Source organism: Allobosea sp. GW822-FHT05A11, assembly GCF_058800455.1.
In genome coordinates this window covers 754,138-776,323 of sequence record NZ_JBXAMI010000001.1, presented here as the reverse complement: position 1 = coordinate 776,323, position 22,186 = coordinate 754,138, and the positions used below count along the sequence as shown (strand labels likewise).

The window sequence follows — 22,186 nt, the reverse complement described above, 5'->3', positions numbered from 1 at the left end:
TCTCGTAGCTGCCGTCCATGTGGCAGAGGCAAACGAACACGAGGTTAACGCGAAGCGTGATGACGCAATAATATCAATAGTTTAGCCGGTTATACAATATTCCTCCCCGTTGCCCCGCCGATCGGAATTCGACCCGATTGCCCGGGATCGCGGGCCGGCCTAGCTTCACACCATGAGACGACGTGCCAAACGGATTCTGCTGCTCTGCCTCGGCCTTGCCTTCATCGGCTATGCCGCTTTCGCTCTGTCGCCCTGGCCCACGACGCTGCTGACGCGCCTCGCCTTCGGCTATGGCGCCTCGAAGACGACGGCCGCGCTCGCTGGCCATGTCCCCTTCGGCATCCGCGAGCAGCGCGACATCCGCTATGGCAGCGCGGAAGACGAACGGCTGGACGTCTATCTCCCGTCCGGCGGGCGGATCGAACCGGGGCGCCCGACCGTCGTCTGGATTCATGGCGGCGCCTTCGTCGCGGGGGGTCGCGGAGATGTCGCGCCCTATCTCAATATCCTCGCCGGGCGCGGCTTCGCGGTCGTCGCCGTCGGCTATACCCGCGCGCCGACCGGCCGCTACCCCACGCCGGTCCTGCAGGCAAACGCCGCGCTCGGCTTCCTGCAGCGCGAAGGGCAGCGCCTCGGCCTCGACCCGACGCGCATCGTTCTCGCAGGCGATTCGACCGGCGCTCATATCGCCTCCCAGCTCGCTGCCGGCCTGACCGGCAAGGACTATGGCGAACTGCTCGGGTTGAAGCCGGCCATCGCGCCCACGAGCCTGCGGGGCACGGTGCTGTTCTGCGGCGCCTTCGACCTCACCGCCATCGACCTGACCGGGCCGTTCGGCAGCTTCGTCCGCACGGTCCTCTCCGCCTATTTCGGCGTGGCCAACCCGCTGGACAGCGAGCACCTCACCCAGGCCTCCGTCCCGCGCTATATCACGGAAGCCTTCCCGCCGAGCTTTATCTCGGTTGGAAACGGCGATCCGCTGGCGCCGCAATCGGCGGCGATGGCGCAGGCCCTGCGCGACCGCGGCGTCAGGGTCGACACCCTGTTCTTCCCGCCCGAAACCGAGCCGAAGCTGCCGCATGAATACCAGTTCGATCTCGACCGCCCGGAAGGGAAGCAGGCACTCGACCGGCTGACGGCCTTCCTGAACGAGCTTTCACGCTGACCGGAGCGCGCGGCGCCTACAGTACCAGCCTAAGCAACGGCCGCCCCGGCTTCTGCCGGGCAACCTCGATGAAACCGGCGCGCAGGAACACGCTTTCCGGCCCGACATAGAGCCCCTCCGCGCTGCGCTTGTCCCGATTGTCCATGGCCGCTGCCTCGATCAATCGCGCCCCGCTCTCCCGCGCGAAGGCGACGGCCCCATCGAGCAGCGCGCCGGTGACGCCCTTGCCGCGAAAGCCCCTGCGCACGAAGAAGCAGGAAGCCGCCCAGTTGCCGGTGTCCTCTGCCGGCGCATCTGGCAGCGGCGTCGAGGCGCGGCGCGGATTGTTCCATTCGGGGATGTCGGCGCGTGGCCCGACCTGCAGCCAGCCGACTGGCTTATCCTCGGCATAAGCCAGCACGCCGGGCGGCGGCCCGGTCTTGACCCGATCCTCGAACAATTGCCGCGCGCCCTCGCCGAGCAAGGGTTTGCGCAAGCGCTGCGGCATGCGGAAATGGTTGCACCAGCAGCCATAGCAGGGCCCCTGCGGGCCGAAGAGATCCTCCAGATCGCTCCAGCGTTCGGGCGTCAGCGGTTTCACGTCAAAACCCGTCAGCACCATCGCGGCCTCCCATCTGCAGCAAGGCGAAGCATCTGGACAGGCGGCCAAGTTCGGCAGATCACTGTGCGGCATTGCCGGAGGCCAGCGCCATGTCGCTTGAAGTCTATGCCGCCTATCTCATCGCCTGCATCGTCATCATCATCGTTCCCGGCCCGACGGTCACGCTGATCGTCGCCAACAGCCTGAAGCACGGTACCCGCGCCGGCCTCCTCAACGTGGCAGGAACCCAGGCCGGACTGGGCATCATGGTCCTCGTCGCCGGCATCGGATTGAGCTCGGTGATTGCTGCCCTCGGCCACTGGTTCGAATGGGTAAGGCTGGCTGGCGCCGCCTATCTGATCTGGCTGGGCTGGAAGATGTTCCGCTCGGCCGGCGCCGATCTCGACGGCTCAGCGCCGGCGAAGCCGCCGCGCGGCGGCTTCTTCCTGCAGGGCGCGCTGGTCGCCCTCAGCAACCCGAAGACGCTGCTGTTCTTCGGCGCCTTCTTCCCGCAATTCCTCGATCCCGCGCGCGACCACGCCACCCAGATCGCAATCATGGGCGCGACGGCTCTGGCCTTCGCCGCTCTCAGCGATGGTGCCTATGCCCTGCTCTCGGGCAAGGCGGGCCATCTGCTGTCGCGCAGCCGCGTGCGGCTGCTGTCGAAGCTCAGCGGCGGCTTCCTGGTCGGCGGCGGCCTCTGGCTCGCCTCGACGCGGGCGAACTGAGGCCGCCTGCCCTCACCAGGCGATCGCCTCGCCGGTATAGTCGCGGAAGCTATTGGTCTCAGCCATGCCGGAAGCATCGATGGTGCGGATCAGGCCGCTCGCGCTTTCGGCCGGCGTGATGTCGGCACCGCTGCCGCCCATGTCGGTCTGGACCCAACCGGGATGGAACAGCATCACGCTGACATCGCGCGCCCGCACGCTGTTGCCGAACACGACCATCGCCATGTTCACCGCCGATTTCGACGAGCGATAGATCAGCGCATTGCCCGGATTGGCCGCGAGCGAGCCCATCCGGCTGGAGATCGTCGCGATCTTGCGGCCCTGCCCCGCCTCGACATTCGGCAGGAAGGCCTGCGCCACCCGGATCGGCGCATAGACATTGACCTCGAAGACCTCGCGCCAGGCGTCGAAATCGACGTCGAGCCCGCTTTGCCGGTCGCGCGGACCATAAAGCCCGGCATTGTTCAGGAGCACGTCGATCGCCTGCCCTGCCAGGGCCTCCTTCGCCGCGGCGATGCTGGCGTCGGAGGTCACGTCGAGTTCCACCGGGATCAGCGCCGCCGGATGCTCGGCCGCAAGCTCGGCGAGCGCCCCGCCCCAGGGATTGCGCGCCGCCGCGATCACCCGGTTGCCCCGGCGCAGCAACTCGATAGTGATGGCAAGTCCGATGCCGCGATTGGCGCCGGTGATCATCCAGGTCTGGGGCATGAGCGTTCTCCGTGACGGATGCCAGAGGTAGGACTTGCCGCTCCTCATTTCCAGATCGATAGTCGCGCCGCTTTCACATCGTTCGGAAGGGCGGTCCATGGCCGAGCAGCAGATCCGCTTCAACGATGGCGCTGCCTATGAAGAGATGATGGGCAAGTGGAGCCGGCTCGCCGGGGATGTCTTCCTCGATTGGCTCGCTGCACCCCAAGGTCTGCGCTGGGCCGATATCGGCTGCGGCAACGGCGCCTCGACTCAATTGATCTTCGATCGCTGCGCACCAGCCGCTCTGAGCGGCATCGATCCGTCGCCGGGGCAGCTCGATTATGCCCGCAAACGCCCTGTCGCAGGCCTGGCGGAGTTCACGCTGGGCGACGCGATGGACCTGCCCTACCCGGACGGGAGCTTCGACGTGGCCATCATGGCTCTGGTGATCTTCTTCGTGCCTGATCCAGCCAAGGGCGTGGCGGAGATGGTGCGCATCACACGATCAGGCGGGCTCATTGCCGCCTATGCCTGGGACATGCCGGGCGGCGGTTTCCCGCTCGACCCCGTTCTGACCGAGCTCAAGGCGCTCGGGATGACGCCGCCGCGTCCGCCGAGCGCGGATGTCTCACGGCTCGAAAGCCTGGTCGCGCTTTGGACGCGAGCTGGACTGCGCGATATCGAGACGCGCGAGATCAGCGTGCGCCGCCGTTTCGCCGATTTCGACGCCTTCTGGCATGCTTGCACGCTCGGCGCGAGCGTGGCACCGGCGATTGCGGCCCTCTCGCCGGAGAAGCTGGGCCAACTCAAGGACAAGGTCCGCGCCCGCATCAGCATCGCGGACGATGGCACCGCGTCCTCTGTCGCGCGTGCCAACGCCGTGAAAGGCCGGATGCCCGCGGGCCGAGGGTGACGGAGGTATCGGCCCGCTTGGGTTTCAGCCCTTCGCTTTGCCATAGCCGCCGGCCGTCGGCGTGATCACCGTCACCGCCTCGCCAGCCTGAAGCAACGTCTGGTCGGAGGGCTTCAATTCCTCGACCGCACCGGAGAGCCTCCGCACCAGCGTCCGACCGAGTTCGCCCGCCTCGCCGCCATCGACGCCGAAGGGGCGCACCCGGCGATGCGACGCCAGGATCGCGCAATCCATCGTCTTGAGGAAGCGGATGGTGCGCGAGGTGCCGTCGCCGGCCGTCCACTCGCCCTTGCCGCCCGAGCCCTTGCGGATGTGGAAATCCTCCAGCACCACCGGGAAGCGCGTTTCCAGGATCTCCGGATCGGTCAGGCGCGAATTGGTCATGTGGACATGCACGCCCGAGGTACCGTTGAAGCCCGGCCCCGCCGGCGAGCCCGAGCAGATCGTCTCGTAATACTGATACTGATCGTTGCCGAAGGTCAGGTTGTTCATCGTGCCCTGCGAGCAGGACATCGCCTTGAGTGCACCGAACAGCGTGTTCGTCACCGCTTGGCTGACCTCGACATTGCCCGCGACCACGGCCGCAGGATAGCGCGGCGCCAGCATCGAACCCTCCGGCACCACGATCCGGATCGGGCGCAGGCAGCCGGCATTCATCGGGATCGCGTCGTCGACCATGACGCGGAAGACATAGAGCACGGCGGCCCGCGTCACCGGTGCCGGCGCGTTGAAATTGTCCGGCCGCTGCTCCGAGGTGCCGGTGAAATCGACGGTCGCCTCGCGCTTCTCGCGGTCGATGGTGATCTTCACCTTGATCGCGCAACCCTGGTCCATCGGATAGGTGAATTCGGAATCGTGCAGCTTGGTCAGAAGCCGCGCCACGCTCTCGGCCGCATTGTCCTGGACATGGCCCATATAGGCCTGCACCACGTCGAGCCCGAAGGAGCCGATCATCTTGCGCAGCTCCGCCACGCCCTTCTCGTTGGCGGCGATTTGCGCCTTGAGGTCGTTGACGTTCTGCACGACGTTGCGGACGGGATAGCGCGCGCCGGTCAGGAGCTTGACCAGCTCCTCCTCGCAGAAGCGGCCCTGATCGACGATCTTGAAATTGTCGATATAGACGCCCTCTTCCTCGATATTGGTCGCCAAGGGCGACATCGAGCCCGGCGCCGTGCCGCCGACATCCGCGTGGTGGCCGCGGCTCGCCGCCCAGAACAGGATCTCCTTCTCCTCGGCATCGAAGACCGGGGTACAGACCGTGATATCGGGCAGATGCGTGCCGCCGTTATAGGGCGCATTCAGGCAGTAGACGTCGCCCGGCTTGATCACCGGGTTGTTGGCGATCACCGTCTCGACCGAGCGATCCATCGAGCCCAGATGCACCGGCATATGCGGGGCGTTGGCGACGAGCGCGCCGGTCTGGTCGAACACCGCGCAGGAGAAGTCGAGCCGCTCCTTGATGTTCACGGAATAGGCGGTGTTCTGCAGCGTCACGCCCATCTGCTCGGCGATCGACATGAACAGGTTGTTGAAGATCTCGAGCATCACCGGATCGGCCTTGGTGCCGATCGCCGCCTGCTGGACCAATGCCTTGACGCGGACGAGGACGAGATGGTCGCGGGCGGTGAGCCTGGCGCTCCAGCCCTCCTCGACGACGACGGTCTGGTTCGGCTCGATGATGATGGCGGGGCCGGCGACGCTCTGGCCGGGCTTCATCGCCTCGCGCCGGACGATCGCCGCATCGTGCCATTGTCCCTTGGCGAAGAAGCGCGTGCGCTCGGCGGCAACCGGCTCGCCTGTCTGCTCGGAAGCGGCAGCCTCCTCGAATTTCGCGCCGCCGCCGACTGCCTCGACCTCGACCGCCTCGACGACCAGCGCCTTGGTCTCGTCCATGAAGCCGAAGCGCGCCTTGTGCGCGGTCTGGAAGGCTTCCTGCATCGCGGCGCGCGTGCCGGCCGGAACCGCGATCGCGGTATCGGTGCCGGAATAGCGGATATGGGCACGGGTATGGATCGCGATATCGCCCTCGGTCACGCCCTGGCCCGCAACCTCCGCCTTGGCATCGGCAGCGAGCTTGGTCGCCACCGCCTCGATCGCGGCCTTGGCTTCGCCGTCGAGCGCAACGTCCAGCGCCGCCGTCCGCGTCGAGCGGATTTCGGCAAGGCCCATGCCATAGGCCGAGAGCAGGCCGGAGAACGGATGCAGCAGCACCGTCTTGATGCCGAGCGCATCGGCCACGAGGCAGGCATGCTGCCCGCCGGCGCCACCGAAGGAGTTCAGCGCATAGCGGGTGATGTCATAGCCGCGCTGCACCGAGATCTTCTTGATCGCCTCGGCCATGTTGGCGACGGCGATCTGGATGAAGCCGTCGGCGACCTCCTCCGGCGAGCGCCCGTCGCCGACCTCGGCGGCCAGCACCGCGAACTTGTTGCGGACGATCGCAACATCGAGCGGCTCGTCCTGCTTCGGCCCAAAGATCGTCGGGAAATAGGACGGGATCAGCTTGCCGACCATGACATTCGCGTCGGTCACCGCGAGCGGCCCGCCGCGACGATAGGCAGCCGGTCCCGGATTGGCGCCGGCCGAATCCGGCCCGACGCGAAAACGCGCGCCGTCATAATGCAGAATGGACCCTCCACCTGCAGCGACGGTATGGATCAGCATCATCGGCGCGCGCATACGCACCCCGGCGACCTCGGTCTCGAAAGCGCGCTCGTACTCGCCGTCGAAATGCGCGACGTCGGTCGAGGTGCCGCCCATGTCGAAGCCGATCACCTTGTCGAACCCGGCCGAGCGACCGGTCTCGGCGAGGCCGACCACGCCGCCCGCCGGCCCGGACAGGATCGCATCCTTGCCCTGGAACAATTCGGCGGCGGTGAGCCCGCCCGAGGACATCATGAACATCAGGCGCGCGCCGGTGCGAGCGACGTCGAGCTCCTCGGAAACCTGCTGCACATAGCGGCCGAGGATGGGCGACAGATAGGCATCGACCACGGCGGTGTCGCCGCGCCCGACCAGCTTCACCAGCGGCGAGACTTCATGGCTGACGGAGACCTGCGGGAAGCCGATGGCACGGGCGATCCGGGCCGCGACCTGCTCATGCGCCGTGTAGCGATAGCCGTGCATGAAGACGATCGCGACGGCGCGGAAACCGGCGTCGTACTGCGCCTGCAGGGCGCTGCGGATCACTGCCTCGTCGGGCGCGCGCTCGACCGTACCGTCGGCCAGCACGCGCTCCTCGACCTCGACGACATCCTCGTAGAGCTGCTCAGGCTTGACGATCTCCTTGGCGAAGATGTCGGGCCGGGCCTGGTAGCCGATGCGCAGCGCGTCGCGGAAGCCCTTGGTGGTGACGAGCAGCGTCCGGTCGCCCTTGCGTTCCAGCAGCGCATTGGTGGCGACGGTCGTGCCCATGCGCACCTCGCCGATGGCCCCGGCCGGGATCGGCTCGCCCGCCTTGAGGCCGAGAAGGTCACGGATGCCCTGCACGGCGGCGTCGCGATAGGCGCCGGGATTTTCGGAGAGCAGCTTCCTGGCATGGAGATTGCCAGCCGGATCGCGTCCGATCACGTCGGTGAAGGTGCCGCCGCGATCGATCCAGAAGTCCCAATGCGCCGCCGACATAAGACGTTCTCCCCTCCGCCAATCCAGCCATGATTTACACTGACGTTTTATCGATAAATCGTCGATGAGTTATTGACAAGGCGATTCTGCCGGCTACGATCCCGATTGTGGCTGGAACATGGCTGAGGGGCCAGGCCGGCGCGAAAGCGGAGGATGCGACGATGCGAGCAACCCTGGCAACCGGGCGCGGATGCGCTCCTGTCCGGCGGGAGCGGCGCGCGCCATGATCCGTCGCACGCTCGATACGCTTTATCTCTGGGCCGGCTACGCGGCCGGCATCTTCCTGATCCTGATCTTCCTGCTGATGATGGGCATGTCGATCGGCCGCGAGATCGGCCTCAACATCCCGGCCGGCGATGATTTCGCCTCATGGTGCATGGCGGCGATGGCCTTCCTCGGCCTCGCCCACACCTTCAAGTCGGGTGACATGATCCGCGTCGGCCTGCTGATCGACCATTTCCAGGGCCGCAAGCGCTGGGTCTTCGAGGTGTTCTCGCTGGTCCTCGGCCTCGGTTTCTCCGGCTTCTTCGCCTGGCACGCCGCGATCATGACCTGGCAGTCCTATGCCTTCAACGACGTCGCCGGCGGCGTCGTGCCGATGCCGCTCTGGATTCCGCAGCTCGGCTATTCCGGCGGTCTGATCATCCTATTCATCGCGATGCTGGACGAGTTCGTCCATGTCGTCATCCGCGGCCGCGAGCCGCGTTACGAGAAGCCCCCTGCGCAGTCGGACGAAGAGATCGTCGAGCGCGCCATGGCGAGCGGAGTCTGACGCCATGTCGATGATCGAAATCTCCGGGCTGCTCCTGCTGCTGCTGGCCATCTTCCTCGCCGGCGGCGTCTGGATCGCCATCTCGCTGATGGCCTGCGGCTGGGTGGCGATGCAATTCGTCGGCGGCGGCATCCCCGCCGGCTCCGTGCTGGCGACCACCATCTGGGGCAACAGCGCCTCCTGGACGCTGGCCGCGCTGCCGCTCTTCATCTGGATGGGCGAGATTCTCTACCGAACGAAGCTCTCCGAAGAGATGTTCCGTGGCCTCGCCCCCTGGCTCAACTGGCTGCCCGGCCGATTGATGCACGTCAACGTGCTCGCCTGCGGCATCTTCGGCTCGGTCTCCGGCTCCTCCGCCGCGACCTGCGCCACCGTCGCCAAGATCGCCCTGCCCGAGCTCAAAAGGCGCGGCTACAACGAGAAGCTCGCGCTCGGCTCATTGGCCGGCGCCGGCACGCTCGGTATCCTGATCCCGCCCTCGATCACCATGGTGGTCTATGCGGTGGCGGCCAATGTCTCGATCATCCAGATCTTCCTCGCGGGCTTCCTGCCCGGCCTGCTCGTGATGGCGCTCTATTCCGGCTACATCGCCGTCTGGCACCTGCTGCATCCCGACCAGTCGCCGCCGCGCGAGCCGAAGATGCCGCTGCGGGAAAAGCTCAGGGAATCGGCTCAGCTCATCCCCTGCATGCTGTTGATCGCGCTGGTCTTCCTGTCGCTGCTGCTGGGCTGGGCGACGGCGACCGAATGCGCCGCCTGGGGCGTGCTCGGCTCCTTCGGCATCGCCTGGTGGTCGGGTTCCCTCACGAAGGAAGCGTTCTGGCAGAGCGTGATGGGTACCACCCGGATCACCTGCATGATCATGCTGATCCTGGCCGGCGCCTCCTTCATGTCGACCTCGATGGCCTATACCGGCATCCCGGCGGCGCTGGCCGAGTGGGTCGACTCGCTGCACCTCTCGCCCTACGCGCTGATCGCCGCGCTCACCGTGATGTACATCATCCTCGGCACCGCGCTCGACGGCATCTCGATGATCGTGCTGACCACCGCCATCGTCATCCCGATGATCAAGACGGCGGGGTTCGACCTCGTCTGGTTCGGCATCTTCCTCGTGCTGATCGTCGAGATGGCGGAGGTCTCGCCGCCGGTCGGCTTCAACCTCTTCGTGCTGCAGACGATGTCCGGCAAGGATTCGAACACGGTCGCGCTGGCGGCGCTGCCGTTCTTCTTCCTGCTGGTCGCCGCTGTCGCGATCATCACGATCTTCCCGTGGATCGTGATGGTCTTGCCTCAGATGGCCTTTCCGCCTCAATGATAACGCATCAAAACCAAGGGAACGGAGCCAACACCATGTATCGCAAGGACTTCATCAAGGGCCTCCTCGTCGCCGGCGTCGCCGCCACCGCCCTGACGCTTGGCGCCGCATCGGCCTCGGCCCAGACCAAGTGGAACCTGCCTGCCGCCTATCCCAACGACAATCCGCATACGGAAAATCTCGTCCTCTTCGCCAAGGACGTCGAGGCGGCCACCGGCGGCAAGCTCTCGATCACGATCCACGGCAACGCCTCGCTGTTCAAGGCGCCCGAGATCAAGCGCGCGGTCCAGACCGGCCAGGCCCAGATGGGCGAGGTCCTGATCTCGAACCACGAGAACGAGGACCCGATCTTCGGCATCGACGTCGTGCCCTTTCTGGCGACCTCCTTCGCGGACTCGATGAAGCTCTACAAGGCGTCCAAGGCCGCGATCGAGAAGAAGCTCGACGCGCAGGGCATCAAACTCCTCTTCATGGTCCCCTGGGCGCCGCAGGGCGTCTACGCCAAGAAGGACATCAACACGATCGAGGACATGAAGGGGCTGAAATGGCGCGCCTATAACGTCGGCACCGCCCGCCTCGGCGAGTTGTTGGGCATGCAGGCGGTCACGATCCAGGCGGCTGAACTGCCGCAGGCGCTGGCGACCGGCGTGGTCAATTCCTTCATGTCGTCGGGCGGCACCGGCTACGATTCCAAGGTCTGGGAATCGCTGACCCATTTCTACGACACGCAGGCCTGGATTCCGAAGGATGCCACCTTCGTCAACAAGGCGGCCTTCAACGCCCTCGACAAGGCGACGCAGGACGCGATCCTCAAGGCCTCCGCAACGGCCGAGGAGCGCGGCTGGAAGATGTGGCAGGACAAGGCCGGCTGGTACATCGAGCAGCTCAAGGCCAAGGGCATGAAGGTGCAGGCGCCTTCGCCCGCGCTCGCCGCCGGCTTCAAGAAGGCCGGTGAGCAGCTCACCGCCGACTGGCTGAAGAAGGCCGGCGCCGAGGGCCAGGCCATCGTCGACGCCTACAAGAAGATGTGAGGCGGGAAACCTCGCCGCATATCGAAACACGACAGCAGTCATCCTGGGCGACCGGAGGGAGACCCGGGATCCATGCCGGAACGGTTCAGGCATGGATCCCGGATCGGCGCCGCTCGCGCGGCGTGTCCGGGATGACGAAGCTCTTTTCTTCAGGATGATCGAGCGCGATGACCTCCCCGGCCCCCGACGACCTCGGCCCGATCGTCTCTTCCGGGCATCTCGCCTCGGGAGCGCTGCCGGCTCTGTCGGAGTTCGAATTCGCGCTGAGCATGAGCGTGCACGCCTTCCAGCGCTGGATGATCCGCTGCATGGCGGCAGCCGGTATCGCCGATCTCTCGCCGCTCGACGTGCTCGTGCTGCACAACGTCAATCACCGCGGCAAGGCCAAGCGGCTTGCCGATATCTGCCTCGTCCTCAATATCGAGGACACGCATCTGGTGAACTACTCGCTGAAGAAGCTCGAGCGCCTGAAGCTGCTGAAGGGCGGCCGCAAGGGCAAGGAGAAGACCGTCGAGGTCACGCCGGCCGGCGAGGAGGCCTGCCGGCGCTATGCCCAGATCCGCGAGCAGCTCCTGGTCAAGTCGATCCGCGCCACCAGTGCCGACCCGGCCCGCCTGTCCGAGATCGCCGCCGCGATGCGCTCGCTTTCCGGCCAGTACGACCAGGCGGCACGGGCCGCGGCGAGCCTCTGATCAGTCCTTGCCGGGTTCGCTCAGGTCGGCATAGCGCGCAGCATATTCTGCATCGAGCACCTTGAGGCGCGACCAGAACCCGCGCCGCGGACTGCCGGTGAGCAGGTCCTCCAGCAAGCCCAGATGGAGGTGCCAGCCGCCGGAGACGCTGGTCATCTCGGCCTTGTTCGCAAGCTTGCGATGCGTCAGCACCAGCAGAACCTTCTCGCCCTTCGGCACGAGCTCGAACTCGACCTCGGATTCCGGCTCCCCGCCACCACCCCAGGTGAAGGCGATGACCCGCGGCGGCTCGCAGCGCGTGACCGTCCCGGTCGAGCGCACGCCGTTCTCATGCACCTCGCGATAGGCGTCCGGCGGCGTCTCATCGGTGATCTCAGAATGCTTGAACAGCATCTCCGCCTGGCCGCCGACCCGCAAGTCGAAGGCGCCGGAGGCCAGCCATTGCCCGCGTTTCTCCGACTGGGTGAGATAGGACCAGACCCGTTCGACCGGCCCCGGCAGCAGGCGCTCGAACCGCACCGCGCCGCTTTCCTGCACAACACCGTATTCGTTCATGGGTTTTCTCCCTCGCCCTGCTCGGGCTTTGCGAGTTCCTGTTCCAGGATATCGAGATGGCGCCCCCAGAAGCGCCGGACCTTGCCGAGCCAGGCATCGAACGCCGCGAGCCCCGCCGGGTCGAGCCTGTAGATCCGCTGCTGTCCACGGACCTCGACGCTCACCAGCCCGGCCTCGCGCAGCACCTTGAGATGCTGCGAGATCGCCGGTGCGCTGGCGCTGAAGCCTGCGCCGATCTCTCCCGCCGAAAGCGCCCGCTCGCCCAGCATCTCGATGATGCTGCGGCGCGTCGGGTCGGCAAGGGCGGCAAAGCGATCCATGGCCTAATAATTTTACATCCACTTAATTAAGTCAATACTTAATATCAAGAACTCATGCAGGCATGCGGCGACGCGGATTGCCACGCGCTCCCAACTCGGCCAGTGGTGGCTCGCCCTTGGAAACCCTCGCCTGACATGACCGCCCGCAACGCCTCGCTCGCCGGCATCGCCATGATGCTCATCGGCATCCTGCTGTTTTCGCTGAACGACGTCATGGGCAAATGGCTGGTCGCGACCTACACGGTCGGGCAGCTCCTGGTGGTGCGCAGCCTGGCGGCGCTCGTCGTCATCCTGCCCTTCGTGTTCAAGCAGGGCGTGCAGCGGACATTGCGGCCGGAGCGTCCCGGCCTGCAGGCCCTGCGCGTGCTGTTCAGCTCGGGCGAGGTTGCACTGTTCTATCTTGCCGTGAGCTATCTGCCGCTCGCGGACGCGATGACGATCTGGCTCGCGGCGCCGGTCTGGGTAGTGATCCTCGCGGCATTGCTGCTCGGCGAGCGCATCGACGGCTGGCGGTGGCTCGCTATCGCGCTCGGCTTTACCGGCGTCGCGGTCTCGCTCAATCCGAGCGGCGCCAGCCTGTCCATGCCAGCCCTGATCGCCGTGCTCGGCAGCTTCTTCTTCGCCGCGATGATGATCGCCGGGCGTCAATTGCGCGGCACCCCGGATGTCACGCTGGTCGCCTGGCAGACGCTCGGAGCCCTCCTGATGGGGCTCGCGCTCCTGCCCTTCGGCTGGGTGACACCCACCCTGAAGGACGCCGCCCTCCTCGCCTTGCTCGGCATCGTCGCGATGGGCGCGCATATCTGCGTCACCCGCTCGCTCAAGCTGGCCGAGGCCTCGGTCGTCGTGCCCTATCAGTACACGCTGATCGTCTGGGCGCTGGTCTTCGGCTGGTTCATCTTCGGCGACTGGCCGACGCCCGCCATGCTTTGCGGCGCGGCCCTGATCGTGGCTGCCGGCCTCGTCCTGCTCGTCCTGGAGCGGCGCGCCACCGTTGCGCCCTACAAACCCGTCGTCAAAGCAGCTACGATCCGCCAGCAAGGCTGAGACGCGAAAGGGCACGCCGACGGATCGGAAGCCATCAGACGCCTGGATCGTCACCGTCGGCCTCGGTGCGGCCGGCTTCGGCCTCTTCATGGCGCTGGCCGGCTGGCTTGCCTGGCCCCTGCCCCGAGGCAGATTGACGGTTGCCGAGCATGTCGGCCCGATCTCGATCGAGACGCCCATCGTCAGCGGCGGGATCGGCCGCAATCGCGGCGGCTATCGCACCCAGCTCCTTCCCCTCGTCGCATCCGGCCGGATGCTCCGGACCTACGCGCCGCCGCGCAATCTCTGGGTCGACGGCCTCGACGATATCCGCTGGGGCCAGCCGCTGCGCTTCCTCGTCGATCCCGATGCCGGGCTCGTCTACGAGGCGACGGGCGCAGGAAAAATCCTCCTCTCCTACGACAGGAGCTTTGCGAATCTCTCGGAATCGGCCCGCAACCGCAGCCTGATCGGCCTTGGCTTCCTTGCTTTCGCCGCCTGGCAACTCGGCACGTTCCTGTACCGCCGCCGGCAGGATCGCTCAGCCAGCGGCATGCCCGAGCGCTGAGCGGGCCCCCTCAATACAGGCGCAGGCGGTAGGCTTCCTCGAGATTGCGATCGGCCTCGTCGCCATCGACCGCCTTGGTCTGGTCGGCAATGATGCGGCCGAGCGTCGGAAAGGAGTTGCGCGGCACCTGCGAGGCCGGGTCCCACAGCTTCGAGCGGATCAGCGCCTTGCCGCAATGGAAATAGGCTTCCTCGACCGTGACGACGAGCCCGGTCACCGGCACGCGTTCCTGCATGACGGAAGGCGCCAGCAGAGCGGGATCGCGCGTAGCATGCGCCTTGCCGTTGACGCGCAGGGTCTCCGGAATCCCCGGCACCATGAAGACGAGCCCGACACCCGGGGCGGAGAGGATGTTGCCGAAGGAATCGACCCGGTTGTTGCCGCGCCGGTCGGGGATCAGCAGGGTATTGTCGTCGAGCACGCGCACGAAGCCCGGCCCGTCGCCGCGCGGACTTGCATCGGCATTGCCCTCGGCATCGCAGCTCGCAAGAACCAGGAAGGGCGAGAGCGCGATGAAATCCCGGCAGAACTGGTCGAGCCGGCGCAGCACCTTGCCGGTCGCCAGCGGCGAAACCGGGCCGATATGGCCGCGCAAGGCATCCGCGTCCTCGATGCGCGCCGCCGGATCGTCGAAGCAGTCCGTCATGTCGTTTCCCCGTGTTTATCCGATCAATCTGTCCGATTGCCGCGGATCGCGCCAGCGCGGGGGATTCGTACCGGCCCGACTTCTCCGCATGGCGCTCTCTGCCGCCTTGACCGGCGCCCGGTGCACCGCCATCGTGCATGCCAACTTCGCCCTCCCATACGAGGCCTGATTCGATGCGCCGCGCCCTGCTGCGAACCGCCCTTGTTTCCATCGCCTGCATCGCGGGCTTCGCGGCCAGCGCAGCGAACGGCCGCTTCGTCCATCCTGCGGACCGCGCGGAGAACCGCACCTTCGCGATGTACGGCAACCTCCCCGGCTGTGACGACCCCGCCGTGCTCGGTGAAGTCACCAGCCGCTTCAATTCCCGCGAGGACACCTATTGGGGCCCGCTCCAGGCGCTGTCCTACGATCGCGTTTCGCAGATCGGCTATCGCAGCTGGGGCGCCGACTTCATCCCGCGGCGCTTCTGCAGTGGCCGCGTCCTGTTGAACGACGGCAAGTTCCGCCGCGTCGATTATTCCGTGCGCGAGTCTCTCGGCCTCTTCGGCATGACCTGGAACGTCAACTGGTGCGTCAACGGCCTCGACCGGCAGCGTTCCTATGCACCCGACTGCAAGATGGCGCGCCCGTAACCCAGGCGATCCGATGATGAAGCGGCTGTTGGTCGCGGGCCTGGCGGTGTTCGGCTTCACCGCCGCGGGCCATGCGCAAGGCTTCGGCCAACGCAGCGCTGCGCCCGGCGATTTCGATTTCTACGTCCTGGCGCTGTCCTGGTCGCCGGGCTTCTGCGAACTCGACGGCGACCGCACGCGCAATCGCGAGCAATGCGGCGAGGGCTCCGGCCTGCGCTTCGTCGTGCACGGCCTCTGGCCACAGAACGAGCGCGGCTATCCTAGCGATTGCGGCCCGGCCGGACGATCGCCTTCCCGGATCGCGATGGAACAAGCGGAAGGCCTGTTCCCGACCGAGGGGCTCGCCCGCTACCAGTGGCGCAAGCACGGTACCTGCACGGGCTCGAGCCCGAACGACTATTTTCGCGATGTCCGCCGCGCCCGCGAGAAGGTCGTGATCCCACCGGCCCTGGCCAAGGCGGACCGCGACCAGAGCTGGACCGCGATCGATCTCGAACGCGCCTTCGCCGCCGCCAATCCGGGCCTCCGCCCGGACATGATGTCGGTGGCCTGCAAGCGCGGCGTTCTCCAGGAGGTCAAGATCTGCTTCACCCGGGATCTCCGCGACTTCCGCACCTGCCAGCAGGTTGACCGCTCCGGCTGCCGCGCCCGGGAATTCACGGTCGTCGGCCCGCGCTGAAAGCGGGATACGGCAAGACTTTGCCGCTTTCGGTCCAGCGCGGCTTCCTCTACCAACGGCGGCATGAACTATCGCCATGGCTTCCACGCTGGAAACTTCGCCGATGTGCTGAAGCATGTCGTGCTGACCCGCATCCTGCTGCATCTCAACGCCAAGCCGACGCCCTACCGCATCATCGACACCCATGCCGGGAGCGGCCGCTACGATCTCGATTCGGAAGAGGCGCTCAGGACGCATGAATGGAAGGACGGCGTCGCGCGGATCGATCGCTCGCCCCTGTCTCCCGCGGTCGAAGCCCTGCTCGTGCCCTATCGCGCCGCGCTGGAAGGCGCCCGCGCCCTCTATGGCTCCGGCGCCTATCCCGGCTCGCCCTGGCTCTGCCGCCATGCGATGCGGCCGGACGACCGGCTGGTCGCGGCCGAGCTTCATCCCTCGACCTATCGCAAGCTGACCGAAGCCATCGGGTACGACCAGCGCTGCAGGCCGCTCGCCATCGACGGCTGGACGGCGCTGCGAGCCAATATTCCGCCGAAGGAACGCCGCGGCCTCGTCCTGATCGATCCGCCTTTCGAGGAGAAGGACGAATTCGCCACGCTCGCCGCACAATTCATCGCGGCGCACCGCAAATGGCCGACCGGGATCTATGCGCTCTGGTATCCGATCAAGGGCGGCAACGGCGTCGAATCCCTCATGGATGCCATCGATGATGCCGGCATCGGCCGGCTCCTGCGCCTGGAGATCGATGTCGACCGCCCGGAAGCGGCAGGCGGCCTCAGTGCCACCGGCCTGCTGGTCGTCAACCCGCCCTGGCGGCTGGCCGAGGAGGCGGAAACGCTGCTGCCGGCACTGACCGAACGGCTCGCCCAGGGCGCGCGGCCGCGCTATCACTGCGAGACGATCCGCCCCGACGGCTGATCGCTCTCCCCGCTCCGCATCAAGGATTTCGCCGATGCTCGTCCTGCGCTCCTCCCCCGCCTCCCCGTTCGGCCGCAAGGTCAAGATGGCGGCTCTCGAACTCGGGCTGATGGACCGCATCGAGATCGTCCCGGCCGACACCACCGACCCGGCCGAGGCGCTGCGCCGGCAGAACCCTCTCGGCAAGATCCCGACGCTGGTGCTGGAGGATGGCACGACGCTGTTCGATTCCCGCGTCATCGTCGATTATCTCGACCATCTCAGTGGCGGCAGGCTCATCCCGGGCGGCGAGGCGCGCTTCGCCCAGTTGCGGCTGCAGGCTCTGGCCGACGGCATCTGCGACGCCGCGCTACTCAAGGTCTATGAAGGGCGCTTCCGGCCGGAGGAAGGCCGCAACGCCAACTGGGTCGCGCATCAGGACGGCAAGGTCGCGCGCGGGCTGGAAGCGCTCGAAGCCGCGCCGCCCGTCTTCGCCGATCGCCCCCGCATCGGCGAGATCGCCCTCGCCTGCGCGCTGGGCTATCTCGACCTGCGCTTCGAGGGCAAATGGCGAGCCGATCATCCGAAGCTCGTTGCCTGGCTCGACGATTTCGCCGCCCGCGTCCCCGCTTTCGAGACGACCCGCTTCAAGGGCTGATCGAAACGGCGGCGCGCAGCGTCAACCCCTAAACTGTAAAGCCGGCGACTCTGGTCGCCGGCTTTTTTATGTCCTGCCACCTGGAGGCCCCGGCATCCAGGCAACAAAAAAACCCGGTGGCCGAGGCCACCGGGTCCGTTCTGTCTCCGGAAGGAGAGGATCAGAACTTGTAGCTGAGGCGGGCGCGGACGACCGAGAAGTCGGTGCCGACCTTGGTGCCGCCACCGAGGAGGTTCTTCTCGCCCAGGTCGACGTAGAGGTACTCGACGCCGGCGATGATGTTGTTGGTGACGGCATACTCGAGACCGCCGCCGACGGCGAAGCCGCCGGTGTGGCTGCGATCCGTCGAGAAGCCGATCGCCGGGATCGAGGTCTTCACGTTGCCGTAGGCCCAACCACCGGTGATGTAGGGCATGAACCGGTCGAAGGCGACGCCGACGCGAGCACGGACGGTGCCGAAGTAATCGGTCTTGACGCCGACGAGGCCGAGGTTGTTGCCGCTGCTGAGGTCAGCAGCCTGCAGGTCGGCTTCGAGACCGACGACGAACTGGCCCATCTGGTAGTTGTAGCCGATCTGGCCACCGCCGACGAAGCCGTCGAGATCGCCAACGTTGGCGAAGCCGCCAGCGTTCACGTTACCCCAGCCGTAGCCGGCGTTGGCACCGACGTAGAAACCGGTCCAGGTGAAAGCCGGCGGCATGTAGACCGGAGCGGCAATCGGGCCCTTGCGGGACGGCAGGTCGGCGGCCGAAGCGGCGCCAGCGGCGACGAGGCCGAGCGCGGCAACGCTCGCAAGCAGATACTTCTTCATGACAAACTCCTTAGTCGTCGCTGACGCCGGAAAACCCGGCGGTTGATTTCGATGAACCCGTTATAAGACCGGGAGCGCGCTTTGTCTGTTGCATCGGAAGCACATCTGCCTTGCAGACCGCGGCAGAAATGCGGCACGAATACGATAACTGAACGCAAATAGGTAAATCCGAGTTAACCAGCCAGTGACTAGCCATTATGGTAAATCGAATACTAATAACAATCCGATCGCTCGCTGGCTCAGGCACATGGCCCGGCCTAAAAACGCGGTGGTTTTCCCAAGGTTCCACTGCCTATTGCGCATTTTTCAGCCTGTCTTGCCGCTCAGGCCCGAGCATGCTTAAGCCTTGAGACGACAGGAACCGAAGAAGACCGTGCCGCCTCTCTCGATTTTCATCATCGCCCAGAACGAAGCGGACCGGATCGGCCGGACGATCGAAGCGGCGCAGACGTTGAGCGACGACATCGTGGTCGTCGATTCCGGCTCGACCGACGGCACGCAGGCGCTCGCTGAAGCGCGCGGAGCCCGCGTCATCTTCAATGCCTGGCCGGGCTACGGCCAACAAAAGCGTTTCGCCGAAGAGCAATGCCGTCATGACTGGCTGCTCAACCTCGATGCCGACGAGGTCGTGCCACCCGATCTGGCAGCGGAGATCGTCGCGCTCTTCGCGAACGGATCGCCGCCGAAGGACGCCTACAAGCTGAGAATCGCCGAGATCTTTCCGGGAGAAGGCGCGCCGCACCGATTCGCCTATGCGCTTGCGCCCGTGCGTCTCTACCGCAAGAACAAGGGCCGCTATTCGGCCTCGCCCGTGCATGATCGGGTCGATCTTGCGCCGGATGCGCAGGTCGGGCGCCTGCGCGGAACCGTGCATCATTTCTCCGTTCGCTCGCTGGGCGAGCAGATGGACAAGCTCAATGCCTATAGCGATGCGCAGGCCGACGATCTCGACGCGCGCGGCGGTACCCTGTCCGTCTTCCGGCTGGTCGCCGAATTCCCCGCCAATTTCCTCAAGGCCTATATTGGGCGCCGTCATGCATTGCGCGGCATCTACGGTTTCATGACGGCGATGAACTACGCCTTCTATCGCTATCTGCGCGTCGCCAAGCATTGGGAACGCCGCCTGCAACGACGTGCCTCTGCCCAGGCGGCTCCGCCCCCCGCGAATCGTGACGGCCGCGATGGTTGAGGTCGCACTGGTCACCGGCGGCGCCCGGCGAATCGGCCGCGCCATTGTCGAGAAGCTGGCCGAAGCCGGCTATGCGGTCGCGATCCATCACGGTGACAGCCGGCAGGACGCCGAAGCCTTGCTGGGAAAGCTCGAGGCCGGCGGCGCCAAGGCCTGCCTTCTGACGGCCGATCTCGTCGATCCCACCGCCGTCGCAACCCTGATTCCCGCGGCGGAAAAGGCGCTCGGCCCGGTCACGCTCCTAGTCAACAACGCCGCGAGCTTCGTTGCCGACGATGTCCGTTCGCTCGATATCGCGACGTGGAACCGTCAGTTCTCCATCAACCTGCGCGCGCCCTCTCAATTGGTCGGCATCATGGCGGAGCGCCTGCCCGCCGATCTGAACGGCGCGGTCGTCAATATCGTCGACCAGCGCGTCTGGAAGCTGACACCGCAATATTACTCCTACACCTTGTCCAAGGCCGCCCTGCTCACCGCGACCCGGACGCTGGCACAGGCGCTGGCTCCGCGCATTCGCGTCAACGCCGTCGGCCCCGGCCCGACCTTCCCCAATCATTATGACGGTGCGGACCTGCTCGATCAGGAAGCCGCAGGAACCCTGCTCGGGCATCGCGTCATGCCCGACGAGATCGCCGAAGCCGTGCTCTACCTCGCCCGCGCCGATTCCGTGACCGGCCAGATGATCGCCGTCGATGCCGGCCAGCACCTCGGCTGGCGCACGCCCGACATCGTCGGCTGATTCTCAGACGGCGCCATCCGAGCGATAGGGTGTCCGGCCGCTCGCGAGCGCCGAATCGAGCAACTCGAGCCGGTCCTGTCCCCAGAACACCTCGCCATCGAGCACATAGCTCGGCGCGCCGAATACGCCGGCTTCGACAGCCTGGCCCAGCGTCTCCTCATAGCGTTGCCTGATCGCGGGAGAATCCGCAGCCGCGAGCAACGCCAGCCCATCGAGACCGGCGCGCGACGCACAGGCGAGCAGCGCCTCGGGCTGGCTCATATCCTCGTCGCGCGCCCAAAGGCCAGCCATCACGTCGCCGATGAAGGCCAGCGGGTCGCCACCGGACGCGACGATCGCGATCGCCATCCGGTCGGCCTGCGACGGGTCGAAGGGAAAATGCTTCGGTTGCAGCAGGAGCGGCAAACCCCGCGCCGCGCGCCAGCGCTGGAGATCGAGCAGCCGGTAGCGCTGCCGCACGGGGTGCCGCTTCGGCAAGGGCAACCCACCCGTCTCGTCGAACACCGAGCGCAACGGCATCGGGCGGTAGTCGATCGCGCAGCCATGCCGGCGGGCGATCTCATGAAAGGTCGCGTTGCCGAGATAGGTCCACGGCGAATGCAGCGAGAAGTAATAGGTGATGGACCGGGACAAGACTGCCTCGCAGGCTGCTGCTGGAGGCGCAAGCATCGCCGCCATCCGAGCCATCGCGCAAGGTCCCGGCCGCGCGTCATGCGCAGCCCGGCTCCGCAAGGAGTCGGGCCTTTACGCAGAAGCTGGTCAGGCGGCCTTGTTCTTCAACGCGCCGATGATCGCGGTCAGGACCGCCCCGCCGGCGCCGCCCGCGATCAGGTTGGTCAGGATGCCGCCGATGCTCAGATTGCCGCCTTGCGCCGCAGCGCTGATCGCCGGCAGCACGATCGGGATCAGTTGTCCGAGCACGCCGCCGCCGACGATGCCCGAAATCGTGTTGCCGATCGTCCCGAGATCGAAGCTCGGGCTGGCCTTGCCGGCCGCATTACCGCCGATCGCACCAGCGATCAGGTTCATCAGGATTTGTTCCATGTCGGCCCCGCATCTCAATGCACCGCCCGAACGACATATGACGCAGGAGGAAGCGATGCGTTCCCCACGGCCCGAGGGAACGATGCCCCGGTCGGCGCGGTGCGACAAGCCGTCGCGCCACGCCATCAACCGCAATCTGCTCAGTCGAGGGTGATGGCCGCGATCAGGCGCCCGTAATCGGGCTCGCCGCGATGGGTCGTGCGCCGGTAGCTGAAGAATCGACGCTCGTCGCCATAGGTGCACAGGCCCATATCGACGAATCGGCCGATCCCCGCCTCCTGCGCCTTGAGCCCGATGAAGGCCGGCAGGTCGAACATCGCATGCGCAGCGCGCTCGGACGGGCTGAAGAAGCGGGAATAGGTCCGGTTCTCGGCCTTGAAGCGTTCGATGAACTCCGGCCCGACTTCATAAGCCTTGGCGCTGATCGTCGGACCGAGCACGGCGGTGATGCGCTCGCGCCTTGCGCCGAGCTTTTCCATCGCCGTCACGGTCGCGCCGACGATGCCCGTGAAGGCGCCCTTCCAGCCGGAATGAGCCGCGCCGATCACCCGCGCCTCGCCATCGGCGAAGAGAATCGGGCCGCAATCGGCGGTGGAGACGCCGAGTGCGACGTGGGAGGCGGTGGTCACCATCGCGTCGGCCTTGGGGCGCTCGCCCGGCCAGGGACCGGTCACCACCTCCACATCGGCGGAATGGACCTGGTAGAGGCTGATCAGGTTCTCCGGCGCGACTTCGAGATGGCGCGCAATCCGCGCCCGATTCTCGACAATCGCCGCCGGGTCGTCGGCGGAACCGAGCCCGCCATTGAGCGAGGCATAGATGCCGGTCGAGGCGCCGCCTTCGCGGGTGAAGAAGGCGTGTCGGATACCGGCTTCTCCGGCGAGTTCGCGGGCGGTGATGAACATGATCTCGTCC

General features: G+C 66.4%; 25 protein-coding genes. 15 read left to right on the top strand and 10 right to left on the bottom strand.

Annotated features, from left to right (window positions below; translation table 11 throughout):
- Positions 1-172: 172 nt before the first annotated feature.
- Positions 173-1,165 carry an alpha/beta hydrolase gene (locus tag AC1RLU_RS03790; protein WP_492793937.1) on the top strand — a complete coding sequence of 331 codons (993 nt, stop codon included), beginning with the start codon at positions 173-175 and terminating at the stop codon, positions 1,163-1,165.
- 16 nt (positions 1,166-1,181) lie between these two features.
- Here AC1RLU_RS03790 and AC1RLU_RS03785 read toward each other — a convergent pair whose 3' ends face one another.
- Entirely contained in the window at positions 1,182-1,766 is a 585-nt protein-coding gene (locus AC1RLU_RS03785) for a GNAT family N-acetyltransferase (protein ID WP_492793935.1), read from the bottom strand.
- Between the two features lie 89 nt (positions 1,767-1,855).
- Between AC1RLU_RS03785 and AC1RLU_RS03780 the strand changes: the two genes are divergently transcribed.
- Positions 1,856-2,473, top strand: coding sequence for a LysE family translocator (locus tag AC1RLU_RS03780; protein WP_061969411.1), 618 nt, complete (start codon positions 1,856-1,858; stop codon positions 2,471-2,473).
- A gap of 12 nt (positions 2,474-2,485) precedes the next feature.
- Here the strand turns inward: AC1RLU_RS03780 and AC1RLU_RS03775 are convergent, their stop codons facing one another.
- Positions 2,486-3,181, bottom strand: a complete 696-nt coding sequence (locus AC1RLU_RS03775; protein WP_492793933.1) for an SDR family oxidoreductase — start codon at positions 3,179-3,181, stop codon at positions 2,486-2,488.
- Positions 3,182-3,278: 97 nt separating this feature from the next.
- On the opposite strand from AC1RLU_RS03775, the gene AC1RLU_RS03770 reads away from it, so the two are divergent.
- On the top strand, positions 3,279-4,076 hold the full coding sequence (locus AC1RLU_RS03770) for a class I SAM-dependent methyltransferase (protein ID WP_492793932.1): 798 nt from the start codon (positions 3,279-3,281) through the stop codon (positions 4,074-4,076).
- 24 nt (positions 4,077-4,100) lie between these two features.
- Here the strand turns inward: AC1RLU_RS03770 and AC1RLU_RS03765 are convergent, their stop codons facing one another.
- Positions 4,101-7,700 carry a hydantoinase B/oxoprolinase family protein gene (locus AC1RLU_RS03765; RefSeq protein WP_492793930.1) on the bottom strand — a complete coding sequence of 1,200 codons (3,600 nt, stop codon included), beginning with the start codon at positions 7,698-7,700 and terminating at the stop codon, positions 4,101-4,103.
- Positions 7,701-7,923: 223 nt separating this feature from the next.
- Here AC1RLU_RS03765 and AC1RLU_RS03760 point away from each other — a divergent pair, with 223 nt between their 5' ends.
- The 4 genes from AC1RLU_RS03760 to AC1RLU_RS03745 all read left to right on the top strand — a co-directional run bounded on the left by AC1RLU_RS03760 (position 7,924) and on the right by AC1RLU_RS03745 (position 11,510).
- Entirely contained in the window at positions 7,924-8,472 is a 549-nt protein-coding gene (locus tag AC1RLU_RS03760; RefSeq protein WP_091856304.1) for a TRAP transporter small permease, read from the top strand.
- Between the two features lie 4 nt (positions 8,473-8,476).
- On the top strand, positions 8,477-9,787 hold the full coding sequence (locus AC1RLU_RS03755; protein ID WP_091856303.1) for a TRAP transporter large permease: 1,311 nt from the start codon (positions 8,477-8,479) through the stop codon (positions 9,785-9,787).
- Between the two features lie 35 nt (positions 9,788-9,822).
- Entirely contained in the window at positions 9,823-10,818 is a 996-nt protein-coding gene (locus AC1RLU_RS03750; RefSeq protein ID WP_492793928.1) for a TRAP transporter substrate-binding protein, read from the top strand.
- Between the two features lie 167 nt (positions 10,819-10,985).
- Entirely contained in the window at positions 10,986-11,510 is a 525-nt protein-coding gene (locus AC1RLU_RS03745) for a winged helix DNA-binding protein (protein ID WP_061969424.1), read from the top strand.
- Here the strand turns inward: AC1RLU_RS03745 and AC1RLU_RS03740 are convergent, their stop codons facing one another.
- Entirely contained in the window at positions 11,511-12,065 is a 555-nt protein-coding gene (locus AC1RLU_RS03740) for an SRPBCC family protein (protein ID WP_492793926.1), read from the bottom strand. It lies immediately after the preceding gene.
- The gene (locus tag AC1RLU_RS03735; protein WP_061969428.1) at positions 12,062-12,385 is read right to left on the bottom strand and encodes an ArsR/SmtB family transcription factor; all 324 of its coding nucleotides are present in this window, start codon (positions 12,383-12,385) and stop codon (positions 12,062-12,064) included. Before AC1RLU_RS03735 ends, AC1RLU_RS03740 begins: the two co-directional genes overlap by 4 nt.
- A 135-nt stretch (positions 12,386-12,520) precedes the next feature.
- Here AC1RLU_RS03735 and AC1RLU_RS03730 point away from each other — a divergent pair, with 135 nt between their 5' ends.
- Both AC1RLU_RS03730 and AC1RLU_RS03725 read left to right on the top strand, forming a co-directional pair.
- Positions 12,521-13,432 carry a DMT family transporter gene (locus tag AC1RLU_RS03730; protein WP_492793924.1) on the top strand — a complete coding sequence of 304 codons (912 nt, stop codon included), beginning with the start codon at positions 12,521-12,523 and terminating at the stop codon, positions 13,430-13,432.
- A 133-nt stretch (positions 13,433-13,565) separates the two neighbouring features.
- Complete coding sequence (locus AC1RLU_RS03725) at positions 13,566-13,979, top strand: hypothetical protein (RefSeq protein WP_492793923.1); 414 nt, start codon at positions 13,566-13,568, stop codon at positions 13,977-13,979.
- A gap of 10 nt (positions 13,980-13,989) precedes the next feature.
- Here AC1RLU_RS03725 and AC1RLU_RS03720 read toward each other — a convergent pair whose 3' ends face one another.
- The gene (locus tag AC1RLU_RS03720; RefSeq protein WP_061969434.1) at positions 13,990-14,625 is read right to left on the bottom strand and encodes a pyridoxamine 5'-phosphate oxidase family protein; all 636 of its coding nucleotides are present in this window, start codon (positions 14,623-14,625) and stop codon (positions 13,990-13,992) included.
- Positions 14,626-14,798: 173 nt separating this feature from the next.
- Between AC1RLU_RS03720 and AC1RLU_RS03715 the strand changes: the two genes are divergently transcribed.
- From AC1RLU_RS03715 to AC1RLU_RS03700, 4 genes are all read left to right on the top strand, one after another.
- The gene (locus AC1RLU_RS03715; RefSeq protein ID WP_113584603.1) at positions 14,799-15,257 is read left to right on the top strand and encodes a hypothetical protein; all 459 of its coding nucleotides are present in this window, start codon (positions 14,799-14,801) and stop codon (positions 15,255-15,257) included.
- 16 nt (positions 15,258-15,273) lie between these two features.
- Positions 15,274-15,936 (top strand): ribonuclease T2 family protein, encoded by a 663-nt coding sequence (locus AC1RLU_RS03710; protein ID WP_492793921.1) that lies wholly within the window; start codon positions 15,274-15,276, stop codon positions 15,934-15,936.
- 63 nt (positions 15,937-15,999) lie between these two features.
- Positions 16,000-16,851 carry a 23S rRNA (adenine(2030)-N(6))-methyltransferase RlmJ gene (locus tag AC1RLU_RS03705; protein WP_492793920.1) on the top strand — a complete coding sequence of 284 codons (852 nt, stop codon included), beginning with the start codon at positions 16,000-16,002 and terminating at the stop codon, positions 16,849-16,851.
- Positions 16,852-16,885: 34 nt separating this feature from the next.
- Positions 16,886-17,488 (top strand): glutathione S-transferase, encoded by a 603-nt coding sequence (locus AC1RLU_RS03700; protein ID WP_061969441.1) that lies wholly within the window; start codon positions 16,886-16,888, stop codon positions 17,486-17,488.
- Between the two features lie 160 nt (positions 17,489-17,648).
- On the opposite strand, the gene AC1RLU_RS03695 is transcribed toward AC1RLU_RS03700, so the two are convergent.
- Complete coding sequence (locus tag AC1RLU_RS03695; protein ID WP_061969443.1) at positions 17,649-18,299, bottom strand: outer membrane protein; 651 nt, start codon at positions 18,297-18,299, stop codon at positions 17,649-17,651.
- 373 nt (positions 18,300-18,672) lie between these two features.
- On the opposite strand from AC1RLU_RS03695, the gene AC1RLU_RS03690 reads away from it, so the two are divergent.
- The gene (locus AC1RLU_RS03690; RefSeq protein ID WP_492793918.1) at positions 18,673-19,488 is read left to right on the top strand and encodes a glycosyltransferase family 2 protein; all 816 of its coding nucleotides are present in this window, start codon (positions 18,673-18,675) and stop codon (positions 19,486-19,488) included.
- Entirely contained in the window at positions 19,481-20,227 is a 747-nt protein-coding gene (locus tag AC1RLU_RS03685; protein WP_492793916.1) for an SDR family oxidoreductase, read from the top strand. The genes AC1RLU_RS03690 and AC1RLU_RS03685 overlap by 8 nt, the downstream gene beginning before the upstream one ends.
- 3 nt (positions 20,228-20,230) lie before the next feature.
- Here the strand turns inward: AC1RLU_RS03685 and AC1RLU_RS03680 are convergent, their stop codons facing one another.
- The 3 genes from AC1RLU_RS03680 to pgeF form a co-directional block, all read right to left on the bottom strand.
- A complete protein-coding gene (locus AC1RLU_RS03680) occupies positions 20,231-20,860 on the bottom strand; it encodes a 2-hydroxychromene-2-carboxylate isomerase (RefSeq protein ID WP_492793915.1) in 630 nt (209 codons plus the stop codon).
- Between the two features lie 126 nt (positions 20,861-20,986).
- Positions 20,987-21,256 (bottom strand): hypothetical protein, encoded by a 270-nt coding sequence (locus AC1RLU_RS03675; protein ID WP_492793914.1) that lies wholly within the window; start codon positions 21,254-21,256, stop codon positions 20,987-20,989.
- A 155-nt stretch (positions 21,257-21,411) separates the two neighbouring features.
- Positions 21,412-22,176: a peptidoglycan editing factor PgeF gene (pgeF, locus tag AC1RLU_RS03670; RefSeq protein ID WP_492793913.1), complete on the bottom strand. Its 765-nt coding sequence runs from the start codon at positions 22,174-22,176 to the stop codon at positions 21,412-21,414.
- Between the last annotated feature and the right edge of the window lie 10 nt (positions 22,177-22,186).